Raw genomic sequence first — 20,263 nt, 5'->3', positions numbered from 1 at the left:
TCGGGCGGCGTTTATATATCCACCTTTTCATCCTCATCTGCAGTGATGAGGCGTGTCGCGCGCCATTCCGTAAGTTTGGAGTTGATGGCATCCATCACAAAGAAGCGTGCGGAATCTTTGTCATAGCCATCATCACGCAGCATGTCGTAATCGGTATGCATGTGACGAACATGGGCTACAGTCGCGAGCCATACGGCAATTGATGGCGGAAGCGTTTTCATATGTGGTGCGAGAGCTGCCGCGCGAATTGGCTCTGAATCGGAATAGGGGACCGCAGGAAGCAAAAGCGTCAGAGATTTTGCGATTGCCTTCTGGCGTACAGTGCCTGCTCTCATGGCCGTCTTCCTTTCACGCTCATACGCTCGAAGCAAGATTCGCAATAATCATAACTCGGTTGTCCTCCAGCTCAAATGACTTCCCAAAAGGGCGGTATAGTTTTGCTGTGCATTGTATTGCGAAAATTCCTTGCGCCTGGTTTGCGCTTCATATAAACATATCTTTATATCTTTAGAAGCGTATGGAGATTGCGAATTGCGCTTGCAGCTCGATCAGATGGTGGATGTGTTAAAAGCAGTGGCAGAACCTAGCCGCTTGCGCATCCTTGCGCTTCTTTCCAAGGGTGATCTCACCGTTTCAGACCTGACCACAATTCTGGGTCAATCGCAGCCGCGTGTTTCGCGTCATCTCAAGCTGCTGGGCGAAGCCGATCTTATCGATCGCTATCAGGAAGGGGCCTGGGCCTATTTTCGTTTGTCGGACAATGCGCTGTGCGGTGAAGTCGCACGCAATCTTCTGCAGCGGCTCGATGCTGCCGATCCATTGATCGAACGCGATATGGAGCGCCTGTCGCAAGTTAAATCCAGCCGTCAGGAAAAGGCTGCAGCTTATTTCAGCGCCAATGCTGGTAGCTGGGATGAGATCCGCAAGTTGCATGTTTCCGAAAATGCAGTGGAAGCGGCTCTCAAAGGCATCATTGGCGACAAGCATTTTCAGGCCATGCTTGATGTCGGTACGGGTACGGGCCGACTGCTAGAGCTGTTTTCGCCGCTTTATGTGCGTGGATTGGGCATCGATATCAATCGCGACATGCTCTCGGTGGCGCGTGCCAATCTCGATCTCGCATCGGTCGGCAATGCGCAGGTCCGGCAGGGAGACGTCTATGCGCTGCCCGTCGAACGCGAAAATTTCGATTTGGTGACGATTCACCAGGTTCTGCACTTCCTCGATGATCCGCTCGCCGCAATCCGTGAGGCGGCGCGTGCGCTTCGCTCCGGTGGACGCTTGCTGATTGTTGACTTTGCACCGCACAGGCTCGAGTTCCTGCGTGAGGAACATGCGCATCTAAGGCTCGGCTTCAGCGACGAGCAGATGCTGGGATGGTTGAAAGATGCAGGGCTTGAACCTGCCAGGACGACTGAATTGGGGCCAAAGGCTGCAAATGGTGACGACGGATTGACGGTCAAGCTTTGGCTTGCCAATGATCCGCGCTTGCTGATTGCCGATCCAGCGCCGCAAAATGCAAGCATAACGGAGACAGTCTAATGGGCTTTTACGGTCTTTCCCGCCGATCGGATATCGGCCAGACCACCCGCGTATCGTTCGAGTTTTTTCCGCCCAAGACAGAAGAAATGGAACAGCGTCTGTGGGAAACCGTGACGCGCCTTGCGCCGCTCAAGCCTGAATTTGTCTCTGTGACTTACGGTGCCGGCGGCTCTACCCGCGAGCGTACCATCCGTACGGTCGCGCGTATTCTTAAAGAAACCGATATTGAGCCTGCGGCTCACCTGACCTGTGTTGATGCGACGCGCGAGGAAGTGGATCGCGTTGCACAGGAATTTGCGGCCCTTGGCGTCAATCGCTTTGTCGCGTTGCGTGGCGACCCTGCCAGCGGTATTGGCGAGAAATATGTGCCGACGCAGGGTGGCTATCAGAATGGTGCCGACCTGGTTGGAGGTCTGCGCAAGCTTTCCGATTTCGACATTTCTGTTTCGGCTTATCCTGAAAAACATCCTGAAAGCCCGGATTTCGCCACCGACATCGATATGCTCAAGCGTAAGGTCGATAATGGCGCGACACGTGCCATCACGCAGTTCTTCTTCGATAATGATCTTTATGAGCGTTATGTCGAGCGCGTGCGCCGTGCTGGTATATATATCCCGATTGTTCCGGGTGTTTTGCCGGTGCATAATTTCAAGCAGGTCAGCAACTTCTGTGCCCGCTCCGCGACGCATATCCCGGCATGGCTGGCCGAGCGTTTTGACGGGCTGGATAAAGATCCGCAGACCCATCAGCTTGTTGCTGCGGCCATTGCTGCGGAGCAGGTGATGGATCTGATCGAACGTGGCGTGCAGGATTTCCACTTCTACACGATGAACAGAGCCGATCTGCCGTTTGCGATCTGCCATATGATTGGCATCAGACCCAATACGGAAACTGCTTTAGAAGTCGCCTGAAATGAAAAAAGCCCGGTTTGTAAACCGGGCTTTCTTTTAAGTAAAACGGATCGGTCTATCCTCAAGAACCGATGCCGCCACAATGGCTTGGCTATCCCAATTCAGGGAATAACGCCTGCTATCAACGCTGCAACAAATGCGAATGCTGCACAGATCATGAGGACATTCAGAGATCGCGTAAGTCCCATTGGTCTGTCTCCTTATAAGCACCCGACAAAGCCGGGTACGCGCTGGTAGAGAACCGGAATCTAAGCGCAAATTGGCTTAAACAAAAGAACATTTCGTACTGCAATAAGGGGTGATAGGGAAAAAAACCTTTTGTTTACCAGCTAAGTTATTGAAATTTTTAACTGTAAAAATTTGTTCACATTTCATGAAAATGCCACGAAAGCGCCAATTTTGACCCGGCTTCCGCCGTCCAGTCAGCCTTTTTGTGTCACCGTTTAGCGGATTAAAGCGAGGAATCCTGACAAGGTGAACACCGACAGAACGGTTGAATACAGTATGACATTCGACGTAATGGCGGCTTCCCGGCGATAATGTTCCGCAAGCATGAAAGGGCCTGTGCCAGCGGGTAGTGCAGCGAGCAGTGTTGCACTCTGCGCCAGATGCGGTGGAAGCCCGAAGACATAGACCGCAAGTAGCCATGTTGCCAAAGGCATGACGATGAGCTTGACCGAAACGAGGAAAGCGATTGCATTGACGCTGTCGCGTTCGATCTTGCGGGGCTGTGCAAGGAAAAGGCCGAGCGCCACGAGTGCGCAAGGTGAAGCCGCACCACCGAGCATTTTCAGAAAGGTTTCGGCGGGAGCAGGGATGGTGAGGCCTGAGAACGATACGAGCGTTCCCAGCGCTGGTGCAAAGAGAAGCGGATTGCGGATCAGAGATCGTGCGACTTTCCAGACAAGGCGCAGCGGCTTCTTTTCCGTCTGCATGCCGATCTCGATCAGGATGATAGCAAAGGCAAAGGTTACACAGACGGTGATGATGATGGAGATCGTTGTCGCAGCCAGAACACCTGATCCGAAAGCGATCATCGAAAGCGGGATGCCCATATAGCCGGTATTTGGATAGGCGGCGTTCAACCCATCAAGCGCATTGTCGGCTAAAGATAACTTGCCACGAAGACGGATAACGAAGGGCAGGGCAAAGGCGATAGCGCTGCTCAACAGGAAAACACTGATAAAGCCGGGCTGCCACAAATCGCTGCCGTGGGTATTGGCCATGATGTCGAAAAGCAGGGCAGGCAAGGCCAGATAAACAACGAAACGGTTGAGCTCAGCGATCGCGTGCGGCCCCAATATCTTCAGCTTGAATGCTCCCCAACCTGAAAAGATGAGGGCGAAGACGGGCAGAACGATGATGAGGGTGGAGATCATGGCGCTTGAATAACTTGCAAAAGTTGAAAGGCGCGGAGGGTGGTCCGCGCCTTTGATTTACTTTGGTTTAGAGCTTTTCGAGCAGTTCAGGCGTTGGCCATGAATCGGCAGGCATTCCAAGTCGCAACTGTTCGGTGCGAACGGCATCGCGGGTCAGGATACCGAAAACGCCATCGATTTTGCCCATGTCATAGCCACGAGCCTGAAGCTTGGTCTGCAATTCCTTCATTTGCTCCTGCGTCAAACCCTGATCGGGATTGCCAGGATTGAAGGCTGGAGCACCAGCGAGGCGGGTGGCGAAATAGGCAGCCGTTGTCGCGTAAACAATCGACTTGTTCCATTCTACGAAAATATCAAAATTCGCATAGGACAGGAATGCAGGGCCTTTGCGACCCAGTGGCAGAAGCAGCGATGCATCGCCGTCATCTGGACCGAGTGGACCTTTAAGCCCAACTACGCCCTGCTCAGCCCACCATGAGTGTGGCTTGCGATTGGTGCGAATGGATTCCTCCCAAGGCAGATCCTTGGTGATGCGTACTTCTTCGAGCCATGGCTCGCCACGCTTCCAGCCGAGTTCGGAAATCATGCGGCCAGCGGTCATCATCGCATCAGGGACGCTGTTTTTCAGATCGACTTTGCCGTCGCCGTCACCATCAACGCCGCGCTCGAGATAATCCTTTGGCAGAAGCTGCATCATACCTATTTCGCCAGCCCATGCGCCAGTTGTGGCAGCATCGACAACGCCGGTATCGAACAGCTTGAGCAGAGCGATCAGCTGCGGACGGAACAGATCCGGACGGCGGCAGTCATAGGAGAGCGTCACGAGTGCATTGAGCGTGTCGAAATCGCCCTGAATCGCGCCGTAGTCGGTTTCAAGACCCCAGAAGGCGGCAAGTACAGGTCCCGGTACGCCATAAGTGTCTTCGACTTTCTTGAAGACATCGGCGTGCTTGACCAGGTTGTTCTGGCCGTTCTTAAGGCGCGCCTCAGAGATGAGTCGCTTGGAAAATTCGGTGAAGGTCAGGTTGAAGACAGTCTGCTTGCGGTCGCGATCAAGAACTTTCTGTTCGAGCGACGCCTTATGCAGTTCAGCAATCCCCTTTTCGCCAACGCCTGCTTCGCGTGCTTCCTTGGTCAGATTGTCCATCCACTGACCATAATCAGTTTCGCATTCGGGCTTTGGCAGGTTGACGGTGCTGTCGGCGCTGGCAGCCGGTGCGGGAGAACCGGAAGCCTTTGCGCCAGATTGGGCAACAGATATTACAGTCGATGCCAGCAAGGCGGTAGCCATCACTGAAGCTATAATTTTCATCGAGAAAACTCACAATTCAGAGGGGGAGGTCTCCCCGTCGGGTTTTTCAAGCTATTGCCCCATCACGCATCGGAAATGAAGCAAAACTTGGTGTGAGCACCCAATTAACGAAGAGTTAACGGACCTTGTTGCTTTCCAGCCACTTTTTCCATGCGCCTGCACTGCCCGCAAACACATTGATATCTGCATCGCCCTTGATGCCGGGAATGGTGCCCGTTCCGGTATATTGCCAGAATGTCCAGGGGTGTGGCCCATACTTTTCCGTCGGATGCCCCGCCGTCGAGCGCAACCAGAATGGATATTCACGCAGCTGGTTCAGATCATTTTCATCGAAGAAATCAACTGTCGTGTAAATGATAGGGCGCTTGCCGTAGTGCTTTTCGATCGCATCAAGGAAAATCTTCATTTCCTTGCGGACGATGACAGCATTTGGTCTCAGCTTGCAGCTTGGCGACTGTGCGTTCCATTCCATATCGAGAACGGGCGGCAAAGCATTTGGATCGCGCGGCACATTCTGGATGTACCAGCGCGCCTGTTCGATAGCCGGACGGCAGAAATAATAGAAGTGATAGGCGCTGCGTGGAATGCCCGCCTGTTTCGCGCCGTTCCAGTGTTCGGTGAAGCGGTCATCGAAACGATCGCCGCCTTCGGTTGCCTTGATGAATACAAAGGAAATTCCGCTGCGCCTTACTGCGTTCCAGTCGACATCGACCTGATATTTGGAAACGTCGGTTCCGTGGATCGGATAATGCCACGGTGTCCTGCCGGTCCATTCAAACGGCTTGCGATCACCAAAACGTGGTGCATTGACCGCTCCCGTTGGCCGCGCCATCTGCTGCATTGAGTTGCCGGACTTTTTTACATCGGAGAAGTCGTAATCCACTGTCGTACAGGCAGACAGAAGGAAAACACCAAGGGCAAGAATGCTGCGGTTGGCCAGACGGTTCATACAGTGGTCCCGATGTCGCGAATCAATCTTAACAACGGTTACGCGATCCGGGTCCTAACGTCATCAGTTATGCTGGCAAAACTTTGCGGGAAACAGATTGTGTCGCACCGACTGAGGGATAATCAAAAGAGCCGTCGGAAATCTATCCGGCGCGAATGACAGCTATCCACGCAAAGCCGCGATAAAGATTCATGCGTCTGGAGGTGGCGCCCTGTTCAACAGCCATAGTATCTGCAACGCTGAAGAGATTGCCGCGCGGTGACACATGGAACCATTCAAGCCATGTGAAGAGTGCCTTCTTAAACCATCGCGGCAGGCGTTGCTGATCGCCGAAGTCAACGATATGCAGTTCGCCGCCTGGCTTTAAATGTCTGATGCTTTCCCGAATGACTGATTGCCATTGCGGTATCATCGAAACCGCATAGGAAATGAAGATGCGATCAAAGCTATCCTGACCAAAAAGGGCAGCGGGATCGAAATGCGTGGCATCGGCACGTTCAAGTCTGGTGCGATCTGCAATCCCGGCGCGCTGTGCTGCCTGACGCGCTGTGTCCAGCATTTCAGCCGAAATATCGATGCCGAAGAGTGTTGCGTCGGGGTAGTTCTGCGCTGTTTTGACAAGATTGCGTCCTGTGCCGCAGCCGATTTCAAGCACACTGCCGCCTTGAGGCACGTTTAGTCCCGTAATCATAGGGTCGCGACCCAAAAGATAATATTTGCGCGTGGCATCGTAGAAATGACGCTGCCGCTTATAAACCCGGTCCATCAGAGTAGCGTGATCGATACCCTTGATTTGCCCCTGAGTTCGCTGCGGATTGGTGCCCATATCACGCATCCTTCAAGACATAGAGGTGGAAGCCGCCATAGATAGAAGAGCGGTCGCGATCATGCAGCAGGCGGGATTCTTCTTCACGATAGTGCCAGTGTTCAAGAATCGATGGATCAACCCGGCCCGGCAATAGGCTTGGCTCTGCCGCTGTGCGGAAGATAACGCGCGCGCCCGCAGCAGCAGTACGGGTGATTTCGCTCCAGAGTGCATTGAGCTGGGCGTCGTTCATCCAGTCCTGTGCATCGAGCAAGATGTAGCGGTCTACCGATCCGGCTGGCTTTTGGCTGAGAAACTCTGTGTAGTTGGCATTTCGCACCGTCATGCGATCAACGCGAGCGCGAACGGTGTCGAAATTTGCCCTTGAGAGATAGGGAGGCAGAGGGCCTGTTTCTTCATCGCCGCTATAGCCACGGCCAAAGGCCTGCCACGCGAAATAGTTTTCGGTCAGGGGGAAGGCGCAGGCGAGCTTTTCAAGCCGGGCGCGCAGGACAAAAGCCATGTCGCCATTTCCGGCTGTTGCCAGTGCGTCATATTGCTGAGGTGGAATGCCGAGGCCAAACAGAGACGATTTGCGTGCTGTTGCCCAACGCACCATGCGTTTTTCAAACAAGGGGGCGAGGGCGGTGTCGAAGAAGGTGCGCTGTTCTTCCATCGTGCGGGCTTTAAGGATGTCACGTGGGTCTATGCCATAAAGACGAGCGACGCGGTGGCCCATGCCGATAAAGACGCCCAGCAATCCGTGGCGGTAAAGATCCCTCGAGAAGATAGAGATACGTTGACGGCCGCTCCATTTGCGCTTTTCCCAATAGGCACGACTTTCACTATCAAGATGCGGACGGATGAAGCGTTGATAAGCTGCGAGATTGGCCTTGTCGTCGGCCTTGCCATAGAAGCGATAGAAGCTGGCATAGTCCGGCAGATGCTTCAAAGCGCCAAGTTTCAGGCGGTTGAAGGCAACATGAGCGCTGTTGAGATCAACAGCCTCGACCGAGGCCGGGTCAGCCGTCAGATAAGAAAGAGCGTTGCAGCCGCCTGAAGCGATGGTGACGATGCGGTGGCCGGGCTGAATGACAAGTGCTGCCATATCCACTTCGGGGTCTTCCCATATCTGGGGATAGACCAGTCCTTTGAAGAGCCAGGCGAATAGTCTTTCGGATACGCCGTCGCGCGAAAGCGCATGGTTTTGTGTGACTGCGCGCTTGAGGATTGTGCCGTTGGCATTTGGGCCCGTCATTCCATGCTCCCCGTATTTTTTTGAGCGCACTCCGAAAGTTCTGAATGATCTCGGGCAAGATGCGCGAAGGTTCCAAGGCGAATCCAGCCTTGTTTGGGAGAGTTAAGCATTCGCCGGTGACAGGGGCGTGACGGCTGTTTCAGGGACAAACTATGGTTAAAACTTTGTTATTATGGCGGTTTGTTACCAGCCGTAAGACTATTTGAGAGAACCTTTCCGCATCCTCGCCGTTTTCTGGTGTGACGTTGGTATCGTCGAAAAGCATCACCGGGGACTAAAGAGTGGTGTGACGACTGTCTTCGTAAGGTGATTGACCGGCCAGAACGGTCAGACACGGAAAACCAAAGCAGCGTTGGCTATATCCCCGCAACGCTGGATTTTAGGGAAGGAGAGCCATCATGAAGAAATTTTTGATTACTTCGGTTGCTGCCGTATCGTTTTTGGGGCTTGCAGCTTGCAGCGACAATTCAAACGACGCCAGCAAGGCACCGGCATCGCCCTCGCCTGAAGCGCCTGCTGCCCCAGCAGCACCTTCAAACAACGATACAACGACGCCGACAACACCAGCACCTGCGCCTTCGACGCCAGGCACGACTGGTTCACCGCCTGCAAACTAAAGCATGTCTCCCAAAAATGGGATCCGTTTTCGGATAAAGACATGCTTAAAATTGCAGATAGCGTGATTTTCGAGCACTGATCTGATTGGATCAGATCGGTGCTCTAGTCATTTGTTTTCACGCGCATCTTGTCCGAAAACCGTTTCACACTTTTCGGGGTGCGCTTTAATGCCAGAGCTTCTTACTGGTAAAAGAATGGCGGTCCGGTCAGCGGGCCGCCATTTGCCCCGAAAGGAGCAAAGTTGATGGATAATTATGCAGTGGTCGTCAATAAAGACAATATAACTGCGTTTTCCATGTTCAAACGCAGGCTTTCTTCGGTTATGGCTTTTGTTATGAGCCGTCATTTTCTGTTTCTTATTTCCGCTGTTGTTCTTGTTGCCCTTGCCGCTTGCGGCAGAGGGGAGGATGAACAGGCTGCTGCTCCAACTCAGCCAGAACAAACAACAGCTGCTCCAGCGCCTGACGCTGACAAGCAGGCTGGGCCTGATCTGATCAAAGCTTTGCAGGATAATTCCGGTGTTATGACACCAGAAGAGCAGAAAGCAGCCATCGAACGTGCACGCAACAATGCGGAGGCTGCAGCCAGGTCTGTGGGCCAAAGCGCTGAGCAGGTTCAGGCCGCCGGTGAGGCGGCAGTCGCTGCCGCTCAGCGTTCGTTCGAGGCTCGTCAGACTGCGCAATAATTCTCTCTACAGAGAGCAATATTCTTCTAAATTATTGTTTTTTCGTCGATTGCAACGGGTTGCTGTTTCCAGTCTTTACGGAATTATATAGAAACGATTCATGTCGATCTGGGTCCGCATCGGTGAGTTTGTCACCTCCGTCACGCTGAACGCTATTTCAAGCGTTATCGAGGCTGTGCGTACGGTTTTTGAAGGCGATGCGGATACGCGCAGGCGCGTTGCGTTCTCCATTGCGATGATTGCGCTTTCAGCCAAAATGGCCAAAGCCGATGGCGTGGTGACACAGGATGAGTTTCGCGCATTCCAGAACATTTTCTCCGTGCCACCAGAAGAGCATACCCATGTGGTTCGCTTGTATAATCTCGCTCAGCAGGACGTGGCGGGCTATGAGAGCTATGCGCGCCAGCTTGCTGGCCTATGTCGGGAAGGCGATGAGAATTGTCATCTGCTTGAAGATATTCTCGATGGTCTCTTTCATATCGCAACCGCTGACGGCTACGTACACGATAAGGAAATGGCTTTCCTGTCGAGCGTTGCCGAGATTTTCGGTTTCGATGAGGAAAGTTTCGAACGTATCGCATTGCGGCATATCAATCGCGGTGAGGGCGATCCTTACGCCATTCTCGGGCTGGTGCGCGGCGTTTCTTTTGAGGACGCGCGCAAGCGCTACCGTTCATTGGTGAAAGAACACCATCCGGATCGGCTTTATGCGGAAGGCCTTCCGCTGGAATTCATAAATATCGCGAATGCACGTCTTGCGGCCATCAACGCGGCTTGGGCAAGTGTCGAAAAACAATTGGAGGCCGCATGAGCAGCGTGGATGCTTCGCAGGAAGAATTGGTAGCGGAACTTTCGTTGGAAGCGCCCGATTATCCGACCGCTTCGCTTGATGCGTCTCCAAATTTTGGTCCGCGTCGCGATGGCAAGACGCCGACCTATCTCATTCTGCATTATACAGGGCTTGCAACGGCTGAAGAAGCTTTGGACGTGCTTAAGTCGCCCGAGCGGGAAGTTTCTGCTCATTATCTCGTTCACGAAGATGGACGTGTGGTACAGATGGTGTCTGAAAAGGCACGCGCATGGCACGCAGGCCAAAGCTTCTGGAAGGGCGAGACCGATATCAATTCGGCCTCCATCGGCATTGAGATCGTCAATCCCGGCAATCTGGAAAACTATCCGCCATTCGCAGACCGTCAGATTGAATCCGTTATCGATCTGTGTCGCAGCATATGCGGGCGCTACGAAATTCGACCGGAAAACGTTCTTGCGCATTCCGATATTGCACCGGAACGCAAGACTGATCCCGGGCACAACTTCCCATGGAAGAAATTGCACCAGGCAGGCATTGGACACTATATCGAACCAACGCCGATCCGTGGCGGACGCTTCTTCGCGCGTGGTGAACAGGGCCAGCCAGTGGAGGCTTTGCAGTCCATGCTTGCCCTTTATGGCTATAAAATCGAGATCAATGGCGTGTTCGATGAGGCCACACAAACCGTGATTAAGGCCTTTCAGCGACATTTTCGGACACAAAATGTGGACGGTGTAGCCGACGTATCTACTATAGATACCCTCTACAGGCTGATTTTTTCGTTGCAAAATGTTACCGCTTGACCGCGCGTGGTTCTGTATGGTCGAGCAGAGCCCTACATTCATATTTCCGTAATAATTTCATCAAATTAGAACAATTACAGCTTTAGGTGGTGGCTCTCTTCCACTGTGACGCGCATCACGAAATGTGACAGCGTTTATTACAACCTGTAAGACTATTTTACTTCCCCGACCAATCTTCGGCTGCATTTCCCCAGCAAATGATCTGCCATTCCCAGCGGTGACGGGCGGGCAAAAATGCTTGTCGAGCGGGATCATAAATAAACGGCATTGCTGCCCCCAAGACCAGCAATGCCCCATAAAAACGATCCAAGACGGTAGGTTATGAAAATAAAATTTGTTGTTGTATGCGCTCTCATTGGCGCCATGAGTTCTTTTGGCCTTAATTCTGCGATGAGTGCTCCTGTTAATGAGCCAACCAATCTCGCAGACCTGCTCAAGGCACGGGCACAGAATAAGACTGCTGAAGCCAACAAGTCTGAAAAGACATCCCGCGCAGCCGCACGGGCAGAACAGAAACAGACTGCCAAGAAGGTTTCGGTCATCACCAAGCGTGCTGCACCAACAGCTAAAAGTGCAAAGCGTTCCAAGGCGCGTGGTGAGACTTCAAAGTCTGTGCAGAGCGGCAAGGGCTACTCCCAGATCATCAATCGTTATGCAGCAACTTACGGCATATCGTCTTCGCTGGCTCATGCCGTTGTTCGTCACGAAAGCAATTTCCAGCCAAACGTTCGGGGTGCTGCCGGTGAAATTGGCCTGATGCAGATCAAGCTCTCAACGGCTCGCGGTCTGGGTTACACGGGTTCGGCAAAGGGTCTCTATGAACCATCGACCAATATCCAGTTCGGTATGAAGTATCTTGCTCAGGCACAGAAGCTCGGTGGCGGCAGCACCTGCGGCACGATCCTCAAATACAATGCCGGTCATGGCGCAAAGCGCATGAACCCAACCTCTGCAAAATATTGCAGCTCGGTTAAGTCCTATATGGCCGGACTTTAATATTCAGATTCGCCTTGTCGGCCGCGTAGTGTTTCAGGTCGATGATGTGAACGAAAAGCCGGTAGCGGTTTCGCTGCCGGCTTTTCTGTTGTGTATAGTTTTTTTCGAAACCCGGTTCCCACTTTCCGCGATCATGCTATATACGCGCCGTCAGTCGGTCGGGCAGCCGCGCTTGTCATATGCCGAAAGGCGGCAGGTGAGGAAAGTCCGGGCTCCATGGAAATACGGTGCCGGGTAACGCCCGGCGGGGGTGACCCCAGGGATAGTGCCACAGAAAGTAGACCGCCCCGTCTTCCGTACCGCTTTCAAGAAGCGGCAGGGATGACGGGGTAAGGGTGAAAGGGTGGGGTAAGAGCCCACCGCGCCGGTGGCAACACAGGCGGCACGGTAAACCCCACTGGGAGCAAAACCGAATAGGGACGGCGCATCAGCCCGAAAGAGCTGATAATCAATTTCCGGATCAGCCGTCCGGGTGGGTTGCAAGAGGTGGGTGGCGACATCCGTCCCAGATGAATGGCTGCCACGTTGGACGCAAGTCCGGCCATACAGAACCCGGCTTACAGACCGACTGACATTTTTTACTCTCCGTAATGGCTAGAGCGCCGGGCGCGCTATTGGGCGCGCAAAGGTCGCTCTAACACTTTAAAATTAGAGCATAATTTTACCTTAAACTGATCCAAGTTTAAGGAATTATGCTCTAACTGATATTTCCCTTTGAACGCAGGAAACGGATAGTTGTGATCTGATTGCACATCTATTGCGAAACCTCCCAACCAAGGAGGTTTCCATGTCGAGCTTAAAAGATAAAGTCGCAATCATCACTGGCGCATCATCGGGAATAGGTCGTGCTACGGCACTGTTGTTTGCTTCGGAAGGTGCTGCAGTTGTGTTGAATGCCCGCAATGAGGCCGGGCTTGAGCAAGTAGCACAGAATATCAGAGAACTTGGCGGGCAGGCCCATTGTGTGGCTGGGGATGTCTCTGAGATGGAGACACATGAAAGACTGGTGGCCGCTGCTCAAAGCGAATTTGGTCGCCTTGATATTGCTTTCAACAATGCGGGCACTGTTGGTCCGCTCGTCCCATTAACTGAGGCAAATCTTGATGACTGGAACAATGTGATTGCCGGCAATCTGACATCGGCCTTTCTTGGCACGAAGTTGCAGATACCATCGATGCTCAGGTCTGGCGGCGGTTCGATCATTTTCACGTCAACCTTTGTCGGCACCAGTGTCGGTATTCCGGGAATGTCGCTGTATGGCGCATCGAAAGCTGGGTTGATGGGGTTGGTCAAAGGCATTACCGCGGACTACGGATCGCGAGGCATTCGGGCCAACGCGCTTCTGCCGGGCGGTGTCGATACGCCAATGGCAGGCGGTGACGCTCAGAAAGAGTGGGCGGCGGGCCTCCATGCAATGAAGCGGATTGCGCAGCCTGAAGAAATTGCCCAGGCCGCACTCTTTCTTGCAGGGCCAATGGCGAGTTTTGTTTCTGGTTCAGCGCTTTATGCTGATGGTGGCAATTCAGCAGTCAAATAAAAAGATTGCGGCTTTCCTGAGCAGAAAGCCGCAGCCCGATATTAGAGCGCCGATCTGATTGGATCAGATCGGCGCTCTAAATATTTGTTTTAACACGCATCTTTTCCGAAAACCGTTTCACACTTTTCGGGATGCGCTCTAAATGGGTACGCCTGTGAAGAAGTCGTAGATGAGTTTCATGTTCAACACGACGATGATGGCGGCGGTGATTGCAGCAAGGATTGTCACCCACCGTGGTGCAACTAAAGCGCCCATCTTCTTCTTTTCTGCCGTGAACATCACAAGCGGGATGATCGCAAAAGGAAGCTGCAGACTGAGAACGACCTGCGACAGGATCAGAAGTTCGGTCGTTCCCTGCGAGCCATACATGATCGTAACTATGGCCGCTGGCACGATAGCGACGAAGCGGGTGATTGCGCGACGCAACCAGGGCTTCAACTTGATATCGATAAAGCCTTCCATCACAATCTGACCGGCCATGGTTGCCGTAATTGTTGAGTTGAGCCCGCAGCACAGAAGCGCAATTGCAAAGAGGGTTGGGGCCAGTGCAGAGCCGAGTAACGGATTGAGCAAAGCATGCGCTTTGTCGAGATCCTCTACCCCGGTATTGCCGGTCGCATTGAAGCTCGCTGCGGCGAGGATCAGGATTGAAGCATTGACCAGCAATGCAAAGGTGAGGGCAATGGTGGAGTCGAGCGTTGCAAAGCGGATCGCTTCGCGTTTTTCTGGCAGAGTGTGACCATAGTCGCGGGTCTGTATGATGCCTGAGTGCAGGTAGAGATTATGCGGCATCACCGTCGCGCCGATAATACCCAACGCTATATAAAGCATATCCGGATTGCGGAGAATTTCTGTCGTTGGTGCAAAGCCGCGGATTACTTCGCCCCATTTGGGTTCTGCCATCAAAATCTGGATCAGGAAGCAGAGGGCAATTACGCCTAACAGCGTGATGATAAGAGCCTCGACGCGGCGAAAACCCTTGTTCTGTAAATAGAGAACGAGGAGTACATCGGCTGCGGTAATGATGACGCCGATTTCAAGCGGAATGCCGAAAAGAAGATTAAGGCCGATTGCCGTACCGATAACTTCAGCCAGGTCTGTCGCGCAAATGGCAAGCTCTGCCAAGAGCCACAAAGGCCAGGCAAGGAAACGCGGATAGGCATCCCGGCAGGCTTGCGCGAGATCGCGACCCGTCGCAACGGCAAGACGAGTACAGAGCGCCTGTAAAAGGACGGCCATGAGATTTGAAATAAGTACGACCGACAGCAACATGTAGCCGAAGCGGGAACCGCCAGCGAGCGATGTTGCCCAGTTGCCGGGGTCCATATAGCCAACGGCGACCAGATAGCCGGGGCCGAAAAAAGCCGTCGCGCGGCGAAGTTTAGAACCGGATCGGCTGACCCGGATCGACCGGTGGACGTCAGACATGGACGCTTCGCCCCGATCCCGACGCCAGCCTTCAAATGTAACGTCATGCTTTGCGGGGGGCGTGCTCGCCCGAGGGGCCATCTTAAATGCCATGCGTTAAGCTTTCAAAATGCAATTGCGAATTATTTGCAATTAATAGACCTGTGAAGCTTTCCCGTCAACGGCAGAGAATGGGGGGATTTTCTCATAAATATGTGATCGTGCTATTCGGATAGCCTACGAATTGACATCTGCTCAGAAGCGCTGTTTGCGGGCTGCGGATCATGCAAAATCGTGCCAGAAAAACTTTTGTATAAGCCTCGGTTTTCTGAATGGGCGCGGCAAAGGATAACGGTTCATTAAGCTTAATATCCGATAACTGTTTGAACGAATCCGCCAAATAGAAGCTTGTCTACAATTGGCCGGAATCCATAAAGAAAACACAGGATAGCGGGACTTGATCCCGGGAAAGGATCGGGATGATGGCTAGCCTCGGCGGAGACGAATCTCAAGCCGAAGGGGCTCAGGTCCGTCACGTTCCGGTGCTTATTTCCGAAGTGATCGATGCCCTGAAGCCCGAATCCGGCAAAATAATCGTCGATGGCACATTCGGTGCAGGCGGTTATACCCGACGTATTCTGGAAGAGGGTGCGAACGTCATCGCTATTGACCGCGACCCGACCGCAATCGCAGCCGGTCGTGCCATGGAAAAGCAGTTCGAAGGCAAGCTCAATCTGGTTGAAAGCCGTTTCTCGGCGCTGGATAAAGCCGTTGAAAAAGTCGAGGGAGAAGGCGCGAAAGTGGATGGCGTTGTGCTCGATATCGGTGTCTCGTCGATGCAGATCGACGAAGCCGAGCGTGGCTTTTCCTTCCAGAAGGACGGGCCTCTCGACATGCGCATGTCCCGCAACGGCCCAAGTGCGGCTGATGTCGTGAATCGCCTGAAGATGGGCGATCTCGCACGCATCTTCAATTTTCTGGGTGAAGAACGCAATGCAGGTCGCATAGCCCGCATGATCGAAAAGCGTCGTGAATCTCAGTCTTTCACGCGCACGCTGGATCTCGCCAATGCGATTGAATCGCTGGTTGGTCGCAATCCGAAAGTGCCCATTCATCCTGCAACGCGTGTGTTTCAGGCGCTACGAATCTATGTGAATGACGAGCTGGGTGAACTGGCGCGAGCACTGCTTGCAGCCGAACGCGTGCTCAAGCCGGGCGGACGTCTGGTTGTTGTAACCTTCCATTCGCTGGAAGATCGCATGGTCAAGCGTTACTTTGCAGACCGCGCTGGTGGTAGTGCAGGTTCACGGCATTTGCCTGAGACACATGTGCGCCATCCGAGTTTTACACCTGCAGTGAAAGGTGCCGTTGGCCCAACTGCAGAAGAAGAAGAGCGCAATCCACGTGCCCGCTCAGCAAAATTGCGCGCTGGTCTGAGGACCGAGAATCCGCCTCTTGAAGATGATCTTTCGCTTTTCGGGCTGCCCAAATTGCCTGAAACGCATGAACTGGCCCGGAGTTGAACGAGTGCTGCGTACTTTTGAACTCATCATGATAGCGGCGATGCTGGTAGCAGCAACGATCACCTACACCATCAAATATGATGCGGAGAGGCAGATCGCGGTTATTTCCAAGCTCAAGCGCCAGATCGATTCCGAGAAAGATACGATTACGCTTCTGCGCGCGGATTGGGCATTGATGACCCAGCCGGGTCGTTTGCAGAGCCTTGTTGGCGTTTATTCTGATGAGCTGAAACTTGCACCCATTGAAGCGGAGCAGCTTGCGATGGGCGTGCAGGACATTCCAGAACGCCAGCTGGACGATATTCAGAAACTTATTTCAGGCAGCGATGAACTGGTGGCAAGCGGCGTTCTCGAACCAGATGCAACGACCACCGGCAGTATCAAGAAGAATGGAGCGAGGCACTGACCATGCGGCTGAAGCTCGGATTTTCCAAAAAGAACAAGCAGAACGGCAATGACGGTTTTGAGCCGGCTGGCAATGAAAAGCTGGCCGGCAATATGGCGTTTGTCGGTTCCCGTAAGAAGCATGGCAATCGTGCACGCAATCGTCTTTGGATGGCAATTGCGTGCTTTGTCGGCATTTACGGCGTGATTGGCGGCAAGCTCGTCTATTTCGGTGTGATTGGTGGCGAGGACGATGATTCCAATGGTCCTGCCGTGCATCAGCTTGCATCCCGACCTGATATTCTGGACCGTAACGGCGAAATTCTTGCCACCGATATCAAAACCTCTTCGCTCTTTGCCGAGCCACGCAAGATTGTCGATCCGGATGAAACCATCGAGCTGCTCTCGACGGTTATTCCTGATCTCGATTGGGAAGCGACCTATCGTCGTCTCAAGAGTGGTGCTGGCTTCGTCTGGATCAAGCGCGGTCTGACGCCACGCCAGCAGAGCCAGATCATGGCGCTCGGTGTGCCGGGCATAGGCTTCCGTACTGAAAAGCGTCGTTTTTATCCCGGTGGCCCGACGGCTTCCCATGTTCTCGGCCTCGTGAATGTCGACAATCAGGGCATTGCTGGCATGGAGAAGTATATCGACAGTCAGGGTCTGAGTGATCTGCGTGCTGTCGGTATGGCGACCGGACAGTCGCTTGAACCAGTCCGTCTTTCGATCGACATTCGCGTTCAGCACATCATGCGTGACGTGTTGGTCAAGGCAGTCGAACGCTATCGTGCAATTGCTGCGGGCGCAGTGGTACTGAATGTGAAGACCGGCGAGGTTATCGCCATGGCTTCTGTTCCGGATTTTGATCCGAACAATCCTGTGCATGCGCTCGACAAGGATCGTCTGAACCGTATGTCAGCGGGTACCTATGAAATGGGCTCGACGATCAAGAGCTTCACCACCGCAATGGCGCTCGATTCAGGTAAGTTTAATCTCAATTCCAGGATTGATGCATCGCGTCCGCTGGTGATTGGTCGTCAGACCATCCGCGACTTCCATGGTAAAGGCCGTGTGCTGACGCTGCCGGAAGTATTCATCTTCTCGTCCAACATTGGCTCGGGTCATGAGGCGAATGTGGTTGGTATCGAAGGCCATCGTGCATTCCTCAAGAAGATCGGCCTGCTTGATCGCATGCAGACGGAATTGCCGGAAGTTGCCCGTCCTGTCGAACCACGCGTCTGGAAGAAAGTTCATTCCATGACCATTTCGTTTGGTCACGGCATGATGACGACCCCGCTGCAAACCGCGGTGGGTGCTGCGGCTTTGATGAATGGCGGCAAGCTGATCGAACCGACCTTCCTTACACGTACACAGGCTCAGGCCGATCAGGTGGCGCAGCAGGTTATTCATCCGCAGGTTTCTGCCGATATGCGTTATCTCTATCGCCTGAACTCGACCGCTCAGGGTGGTTCGGGTAAGCGTGCTACGGTTCAGGGTTATCGCGTTGGCGGCAAAACCGGTACAGCGGAAAAGGTTGTTCATGGCCGCTATTCGAAAGATGTACGCTTCAACGCCTTCCTTGCATCCTTCCCGATGGACGATCCAACCTATGTTGTTTTGACGATCATCGATGAGCCAAAACCCGAAGAAGGTAAGTACAGCGCAACGGCTGGTCTTAATGCCGCCCCGATGGTTGCAGACATTATTAGACGCTCTGCCACCTTTTTGGGGGTAAAGCCCGATTTTAAACAGGAATTTGCGCCAGCAGCTGCAGAGATCGCTTCCGCTGATTCGATAAACGACTGATTCGTGCACTTCCGCTATTGGGAGCGGAAACTGCGCCACTGAACCTGGATTTGGTAAGACCATGAAGCTGAAGGAAATTACACTCTTTAAAGAACTGGCCTCCGGCGCTGCGGGCGAAGTGGACATTACCGGCGTCACGTCAGACTCGCGTAAAGTCGAAAACGGCTTCCTTTTTGCGGCCCTCAAGGGTGTAAAGGCTGATGGCTCCGCCTATGCCGCCGACGCAGTCAAGCGTGGCGCAGTTGCGATCATCGCTGGCAAAAATACGGTCCTGGAAAATCCAGGTGTGCCGGTACTGCATGTCGATGATCCGCGCCACGCCCTCGCAGTTGCGGCCGCCCAATTCTATGGCAAACAGCCTGAAGTCATGGTTGCTGTCACCGGTACGAGTGGCAAGACTTCCGTCGCTTCCTTTACACGTCAGATCTGGGCTTATGCAGGCTTTCCTGCGGCCAATATTGGAACGACAGGCGTCTTTTCGCCAACGCGCAGCGATTATAATTCGCTGACAACGCCTGATCCTGTTGAGCTGCATCGTCTTCTCGCAGAGCTTACTGACGAAGGCGTGACCCATGCTGCGATGGAAGCCTCTTCGCATGGTCTCGACCAGCGACGCCTTGATGGCGTGAAGCTTGCTGCCGGTGCTTTCACCAATCTCGGTCGCGATCACATGGACTATCATGCGACGATTGAAGAGTATCTGCATGCCAAGATGCGCTTGTTCGATACACTTTTGCCAAAAGGGTCGCCTGCGATCATTTTTGCGGATGATCAGTTTTCGCCCCAGGCGATTGAAGCGGCAAAAGCTGCCGGCTGCGATGTTAAAACTGTCGGCCGTAAGGGCGATTTCATCACGATCAAGCGTGTGGAGCATGAGCGTTTCCGCCAGCATGTTGAAGTGCGCATTGCTGACGAAATCTTTGAAATTGAACTGCCGTTAGCTGGTGACTTTCAGGTTGCGAATGCGCTTGTATCGGCTGGTCTTGCAATGGTTACGGGGGTTCCTGCTGCTGCTGCGATGCGTGCACTTGAGCGTCTTAAGGGCGCTCCGGGTCGCCTTGATCTGGTTGGTGCCACGGAAGAAGGCGCTCCTGCTTACGTTGACTATGCGCATAAGCCGGAAGCACTTGAAAATGTCCTGACGTCTGTCCGTCCGTTTACGACGGGCCGTGTGATCGTGGTGTTTGGCTGCGGCGGTGATCGCGACAAGGGTAAACGCCCGATCATGGGGGAAATTGCTGCGCGTCTGGCCGATGTTGCCATCGTAACTGACGACAATCCACGTTCGGAAGTGCCTGCGCAGATCCGTTCGGAAATTATGGCGGCAGCTCCCGGCGCCACCGAAATCGGCGATCGTCGCGAGGCAATTTTCACTGCAGTTTCCATGATGATGCCGGGCGACACACTGGTGGTTGCGGGCAAGGGACATGAAGAAGGTCAGATCGTTGGCAATATTACTTTGCCGTTTTCTGATCATACGGAAGTGGCGGCAGCATTGGCTGCCCGCCTTGAAGAGCATAAGGCTTGAGGAGCACAA

General features: G+C 53.5%; 19 protein-coding genes and 1 other RNA gene. 12 read left to right on the top strand and 8 right to left on the bottom strand.

Annotated features, from left to right (window positions below; all coding sequences use genetic code 11):
- Positions 1 to 11: 11 nt before the first annotated feature.
- Complete coding sequence (locus ACSME1_RS02975; protein WP_105705748.1) at positions 12 to 335, bottom strand: DUF2293 domain-containing protein; 324 nt, start codon at positions 333 to 335, stop codon at positions 12 to 14.
- A gap of 217 nt (positions 336 to 552) precedes the next feature.
- Here ACSME1_RS02975 and ACSME1_RS02970 point away from each other — a divergent pair, with 217 nt between their 5' ends.
- Together ACSME1_RS02970 and metF are read left to right on the top strand one after the other, a co-directional pair.
- Complete coding sequence (locus ACSME1_RS02970; RefSeq protein ID WP_105706046.1) at positions 553 to 1,542, top strand: ArsR/SmtB family transcription factor; 990 nt, start codon at positions 553 to 555, stop codon at positions 1,540 to 1,542.
- Positions 1,542 to 2,453 (top strand): methylenetetrahydrofolate reductase [NAD(P)H], encoded by a 912-nt coding sequence (gene metF, locus ACSME1_RS02965; RefSeq protein ID WP_105705749.1) that lies wholly within the window; start codon positions 1,542 to 1,544, stop codon positions 2,451 to 2,453. The genes ACSME1_RS02970 and metF overlap by 1 nt, the downstream gene beginning before the upstream one ends.
- 443 nt (positions 2,454 to 2,896) lie before the next feature.
- Here metF and ACSME1_RS02960 read toward each other — a convergent pair whose 3' ends face one another.
- From ACSME1_RS02960 to ACSME1_RS02935, 6 genes are all read right to left on the bottom strand, one after another.
- Complete coding sequence (locus tag ACSME1_RS02960) at positions 2,897 to 3,832, bottom strand: AEC family transporter (protein ID WP_024899570.1); 936 nt, start codon at positions 3,830 to 3,832, stop codon at positions 2,897 to 2,899.
- A gap of 67 nt (positions 3,833 to 3,899) precedes the next feature.
- Positions 3,900 to 5,144, bottom strand: coding sequence for a lytic murein transglycosylase (locus ACSME1_RS02955; RefSeq protein WP_024899571.1), 1,245 nt, complete (start codon positions 5,142 to 5,144; stop codon positions 3,900 to 3,902).
- A 115-nt stretch (positions 5,145 to 5,259) separates the two neighbouring features.
- Positions 5,260 to 6,093 carry a glycoside hydrolase family 25 protein gene (locus tag ACSME1_RS02950; protein ID WP_024899572.1) on the bottom strand — a complete coding sequence of 278 codons (834 nt, stop codon included), beginning with the start codon at positions 6,091 to 6,093 and terminating at the stop codon, positions 5,260 to 5,262.
- A gap of 142 nt (positions 6,094 to 6,235) precedes the next feature.
- Positions 6,236 to 6,919 (bottom strand): class I SAM-dependent methyltransferase, encoded by a 684-nt coding sequence (locus tag ACSME1_RS02945; protein ID WP_105705751.1) that lies wholly within the window; start codon positions 6,917 to 6,919, stop codon positions 6,236 to 6,238.
- A gap of 1 nt (position 6,920) precedes the next feature.
- Positions 6,921 to 8,156, bottom strand: a complete 1,236-nt coding sequence (locus tag ACSME1_RS02940; protein WP_100558767.1) for a DUF3419 family protein — start codon at positions 8,154 to 8,156, stop codon at positions 6,921 to 6,923.
- 379 nt (positions 8,157 to 8,535) lie between these two features.
- Complete coding sequence (locus ACSME1_RS02935; RefSeq protein ID WP_024899575.1) at positions 8,536 to 8,748, bottom strand: hypothetical protein; 213 nt, start codon at positions 8,746 to 8,748, stop codon at positions 8,536 to 8,538.
- A gap of 270 nt (positions 8,749 to 9,018) precedes the next feature.
- Between ACSME1_RS02935 and ACSME1_RS02930 the strand changes: the two genes are divergently transcribed.
- From ACSME1_RS02930 to ACSME1_RS02905, 6 genes are all read left to right on the top strand, one after another.
- Positions 9,019 to 9,459 carry a hypothetical protein gene (locus tag ACSME1_RS02930; RefSeq protein WP_024899576.1) on the top strand — a complete coding sequence of 147 codons (441 nt, stop codon included), beginning with the start codon at positions 9,019 to 9,021 and terminating at the stop codon, positions 9,457 to 9,459.
- A gap of 100 nt (positions 9,460 to 9,559) precedes the next feature.
- Positions 9,560 to 10,270: a J domain-containing protein gene (locus ACSME1_RS02925; RefSeq protein WP_024899577.1), complete on the top strand. Its 711-nt coding sequence runs from the start codon at positions 9,560 to 9,562 to the stop codon at positions 10,268 to 10,270.
- Positions 10,267 to 11,073, top strand: coding sequence for an N-acetylmuramoyl-L-alanine amidase (locus ACSME1_RS02920; RefSeq protein ID WP_024899578.1), 807 nt, complete (start codon positions 10,267 to 10,269; stop codon positions 11,071 to 11,073). The genes ACSME1_RS02925 and ACSME1_RS02920 overlap by 4 nt, the downstream gene beginning before the upstream one ends.
- Positions 11,074 to 11,394: 321 nt before the next feature.
- Positions 11,395 to 12,069 carry a lytic transglycosylase domain-containing protein gene (locus ACSME1_RS02915; protein ID WP_024899579.1) on the top strand — a complete coding sequence of 225 codons (675 nt, stop codon included), beginning with the start codon at positions 11,395 to 11,397 and terminating at the stop codon, positions 12,067 to 12,069.
- A 150-nt stretch (positions 12,070 to 12,219) separates the two neighbouring features.
- Positions 12,220 to 12,645: RNase P RNA component class A (rnpB, locus tag ACSME1_RS02910), an RNA gene on the top strand.
- Positions 12,646 to 12,856: 211 nt separating this feature from the next.
- Positions 12,857 to 13,606 (top strand): SDR family oxidoreductase, encoded by a 750-nt coding sequence (locus ACSME1_RS02905; protein WP_105705753.1) that lies wholly within the window; start codon positions 12,857 to 12,859, stop codon positions 13,604 to 13,606.
- 138 nt (positions 13,607 to 13,744) lie between these two features.
- Here ACSME1_RS02905 and ACSME1_RS02900 read toward each other — a convergent pair whose 3' ends face one another.
- Positions 13,745 to 15,115: an Nramp family divalent metal transporter gene (locus tag ACSME1_RS02900; RefSeq protein ID WP_036568072.1), complete on the bottom strand. Its 1,371-nt coding sequence runs from the start codon at positions 15,113 to 15,115 to the stop codon at positions 13,745 to 13,747.
- A 377-nt stretch (positions 15,116 to 15,492) separates the two neighbouring features.
- Here ACSME1_RS02900 and rsmH point away from each other — a divergent pair, with 377 nt between their 5' ends.
- The 4 genes from rsmH to ACSME1_RS02880 all read left to right on the top strand — a co-directional run bounded on the left by rsmH (position 15,493) and on the right by ACSME1_RS02880 (position 20,254).
- Positions 15,493 to 16,536, top strand: a complete 1,044-nt coding sequence (rsmH, locus tag ACSME1_RS02895) for a 16S rRNA (cytosine(1402)-N(4))-methyltransferase RsmH (RefSeq protein WP_181153616.1) — start codon at positions 15,493 to 15,495, stop codon at positions 16,534 to 16,536.
- Positions 16,537 to 16,540: 4 nt separating this feature from the next.
- Positions 16,541 to 16,942 carry a cell division protein FtsL gene (gene ftsL, locus ACSME1_RS02890; protein ID WP_105706050.1) on the top strand — a complete coding sequence of 134 codons (402 nt, stop codon included), beginning with the start codon at positions 16,541 to 16,543 and terminating at the stop codon, positions 16,940 to 16,942.
- A 2-nt stretch (positions 16,943 to 16,944) separates the two neighbouring features.
- On the top strand, positions 16,945 to 18,726 hold the full coding sequence (locus ACSME1_RS02885; RefSeq protein WP_105705755.1) for a peptidoglycan D,D-transpeptidase FtsI family protein: 1,782 nt from the start codon (positions 16,945 to 16,947) through the stop codon (positions 18,724 to 18,726).
- 61 nt (positions 18,727 to 18,787) lie between these two features.
- A complete protein-coding gene (locus ACSME1_RS02880) occupies positions 18,788 to 20,254 on the top strand; it encodes a UDP-N-acetylmuramoyl-L-alanyl-D-glutamate--2,6-diaminopimelate ligase (protein ID WP_100558771.1) in 1,467 nt (488 codons plus the stop codon).
- Positions 20,255 to 20,263 lie beyond the last annotated feature (9 nt).

The sequence above is a fragment of the Brucella pituitosa genome (assembly GCF_965577835.1).
In the GTDB taxonomy this organism is placed as follows: Bacteria; Pseudomonadota; Alphaproteobacteria; order Rhizobiales; family Rhizobiaceae; genus Brucella; species Brucella pituitosa.
Note: the sequence above shows the minus strand (reverse complement) of the source record. Positions and strands in the feature narration are given on the sequence as shown.

Coding starts and splice junctions, on each gene's coding strand:
- ACSME1_RS02945 (WP_105705751.1), bottom strand. CDS start 6,919: ATGGGCACCAATCCGCAGCGAACTCAGGGGCAAATCAAGGGTATCGAT.
- ACSME1_RS02915 (WP_024899579.1), top strand. CDS start 11,395: ATGAAAATAAAATTTGTTGTTGTATGCGCTCTCATTGGCGCCATGAGT.
- ACSME1_RS02900 (WP_036568072.1), bottom strand. CDS start 15,115: ATGGCCCCTCGGGCGAGCACGCCCCCCGCAAAGCATGACGTTACATTT.
- rsmH (WP_181153616.1), top strand. CDS start 15,493: ATGATGGCTAGCCTCGGCGGAGACGAATCTCAAGCCGAAGGGGCTCAG.
- ACSME1_RS02950 (WP_024899572.1), bottom strand. CDS start 6,093: ATGAACCGTCTGGCCAACCGCAGCATTCTTGCCCTTGGTGTTTTCCTT.
- ACSME1_RS02970 (WP_105706046.1), top strand. CDS start 553: ATGGTGGATGTGTTAAAAGCAGTGGCAGAACCTAGCCGCTTGCGCATC.
- ACSME1_RS02975 (WP_105705748.1), bottom strand. CDS start 335: ATGAGAGCAGGCACTGTACGCCAGAAGGCAATCGCAAAATCTCTGACG.
- ACSME1_RS02880 (WP_100558771.1), top strand. CDS start 18,788: ATGAAGCTGAAGGAAATTACACTCTTTAAAGAACTGGCCTCCGGCGCT.
- ACSME1_RS02940 (WP_100558767.1), bottom strand. CDS start 8,156: ATGACGGGCCCAAATGCCAACGGCACAATCCTCAAGCGCGCAGTCACA.
- ACSME1_RS02885 (WP_105705755.1), top strand. CDS start 16,945: ATGCGGCTGAAGCTCGGATTTTCCAAAAAGAACAAGCAGAACGGCAAT.
- metF (WP_105705749.1), top strand. CDS start 1,542: ATGGGCTTTTACGGTCTTTCCCGCCGATCGGATATCGGCCAGACCACC.
- ACSME1_RS02925 (WP_024899577.1), top strand. CDS start 9,560: ATGTCGATCTGGGTCCGCATCGGTGAGTTTGTCACCTCCGTCACGCTG.
- ACSME1_RS02905 (WP_105705753.1), top strand. CDS start 12,857: ATGTCGAGCTTAAAAGATAAAGTCGCAATCATCACTGGCGCATCATCG.
- ACSME1_RS02920 (WP_024899578.1), top strand. CDS start 10,267: ATGAGCAGCGTGGATGCTTCGCAGGAAGAATTGGTAGCGGAACTTTCG.
- ACSME1_RS02955 (WP_024899571.1), bottom strand. CDS start 5,144: ATGAAAATTATAGCTTCAGTGATGGCTACCGCCTTGCTGGCATCGACT.
- ACSME1_RS02930 (WP_024899576.1), top strand. CDS start 9,019: ATGGATAATTATGCAGTGGTCGTCAATAAAGACAATATAACTGCGTTT.
- ACSME1_RS02960 (WP_024899570.1), bottom strand. CDS start 3,832: ATGATCTCCACCCTCATCATCGTTCTGCCCGTCTTCGCCCTCATCTTT.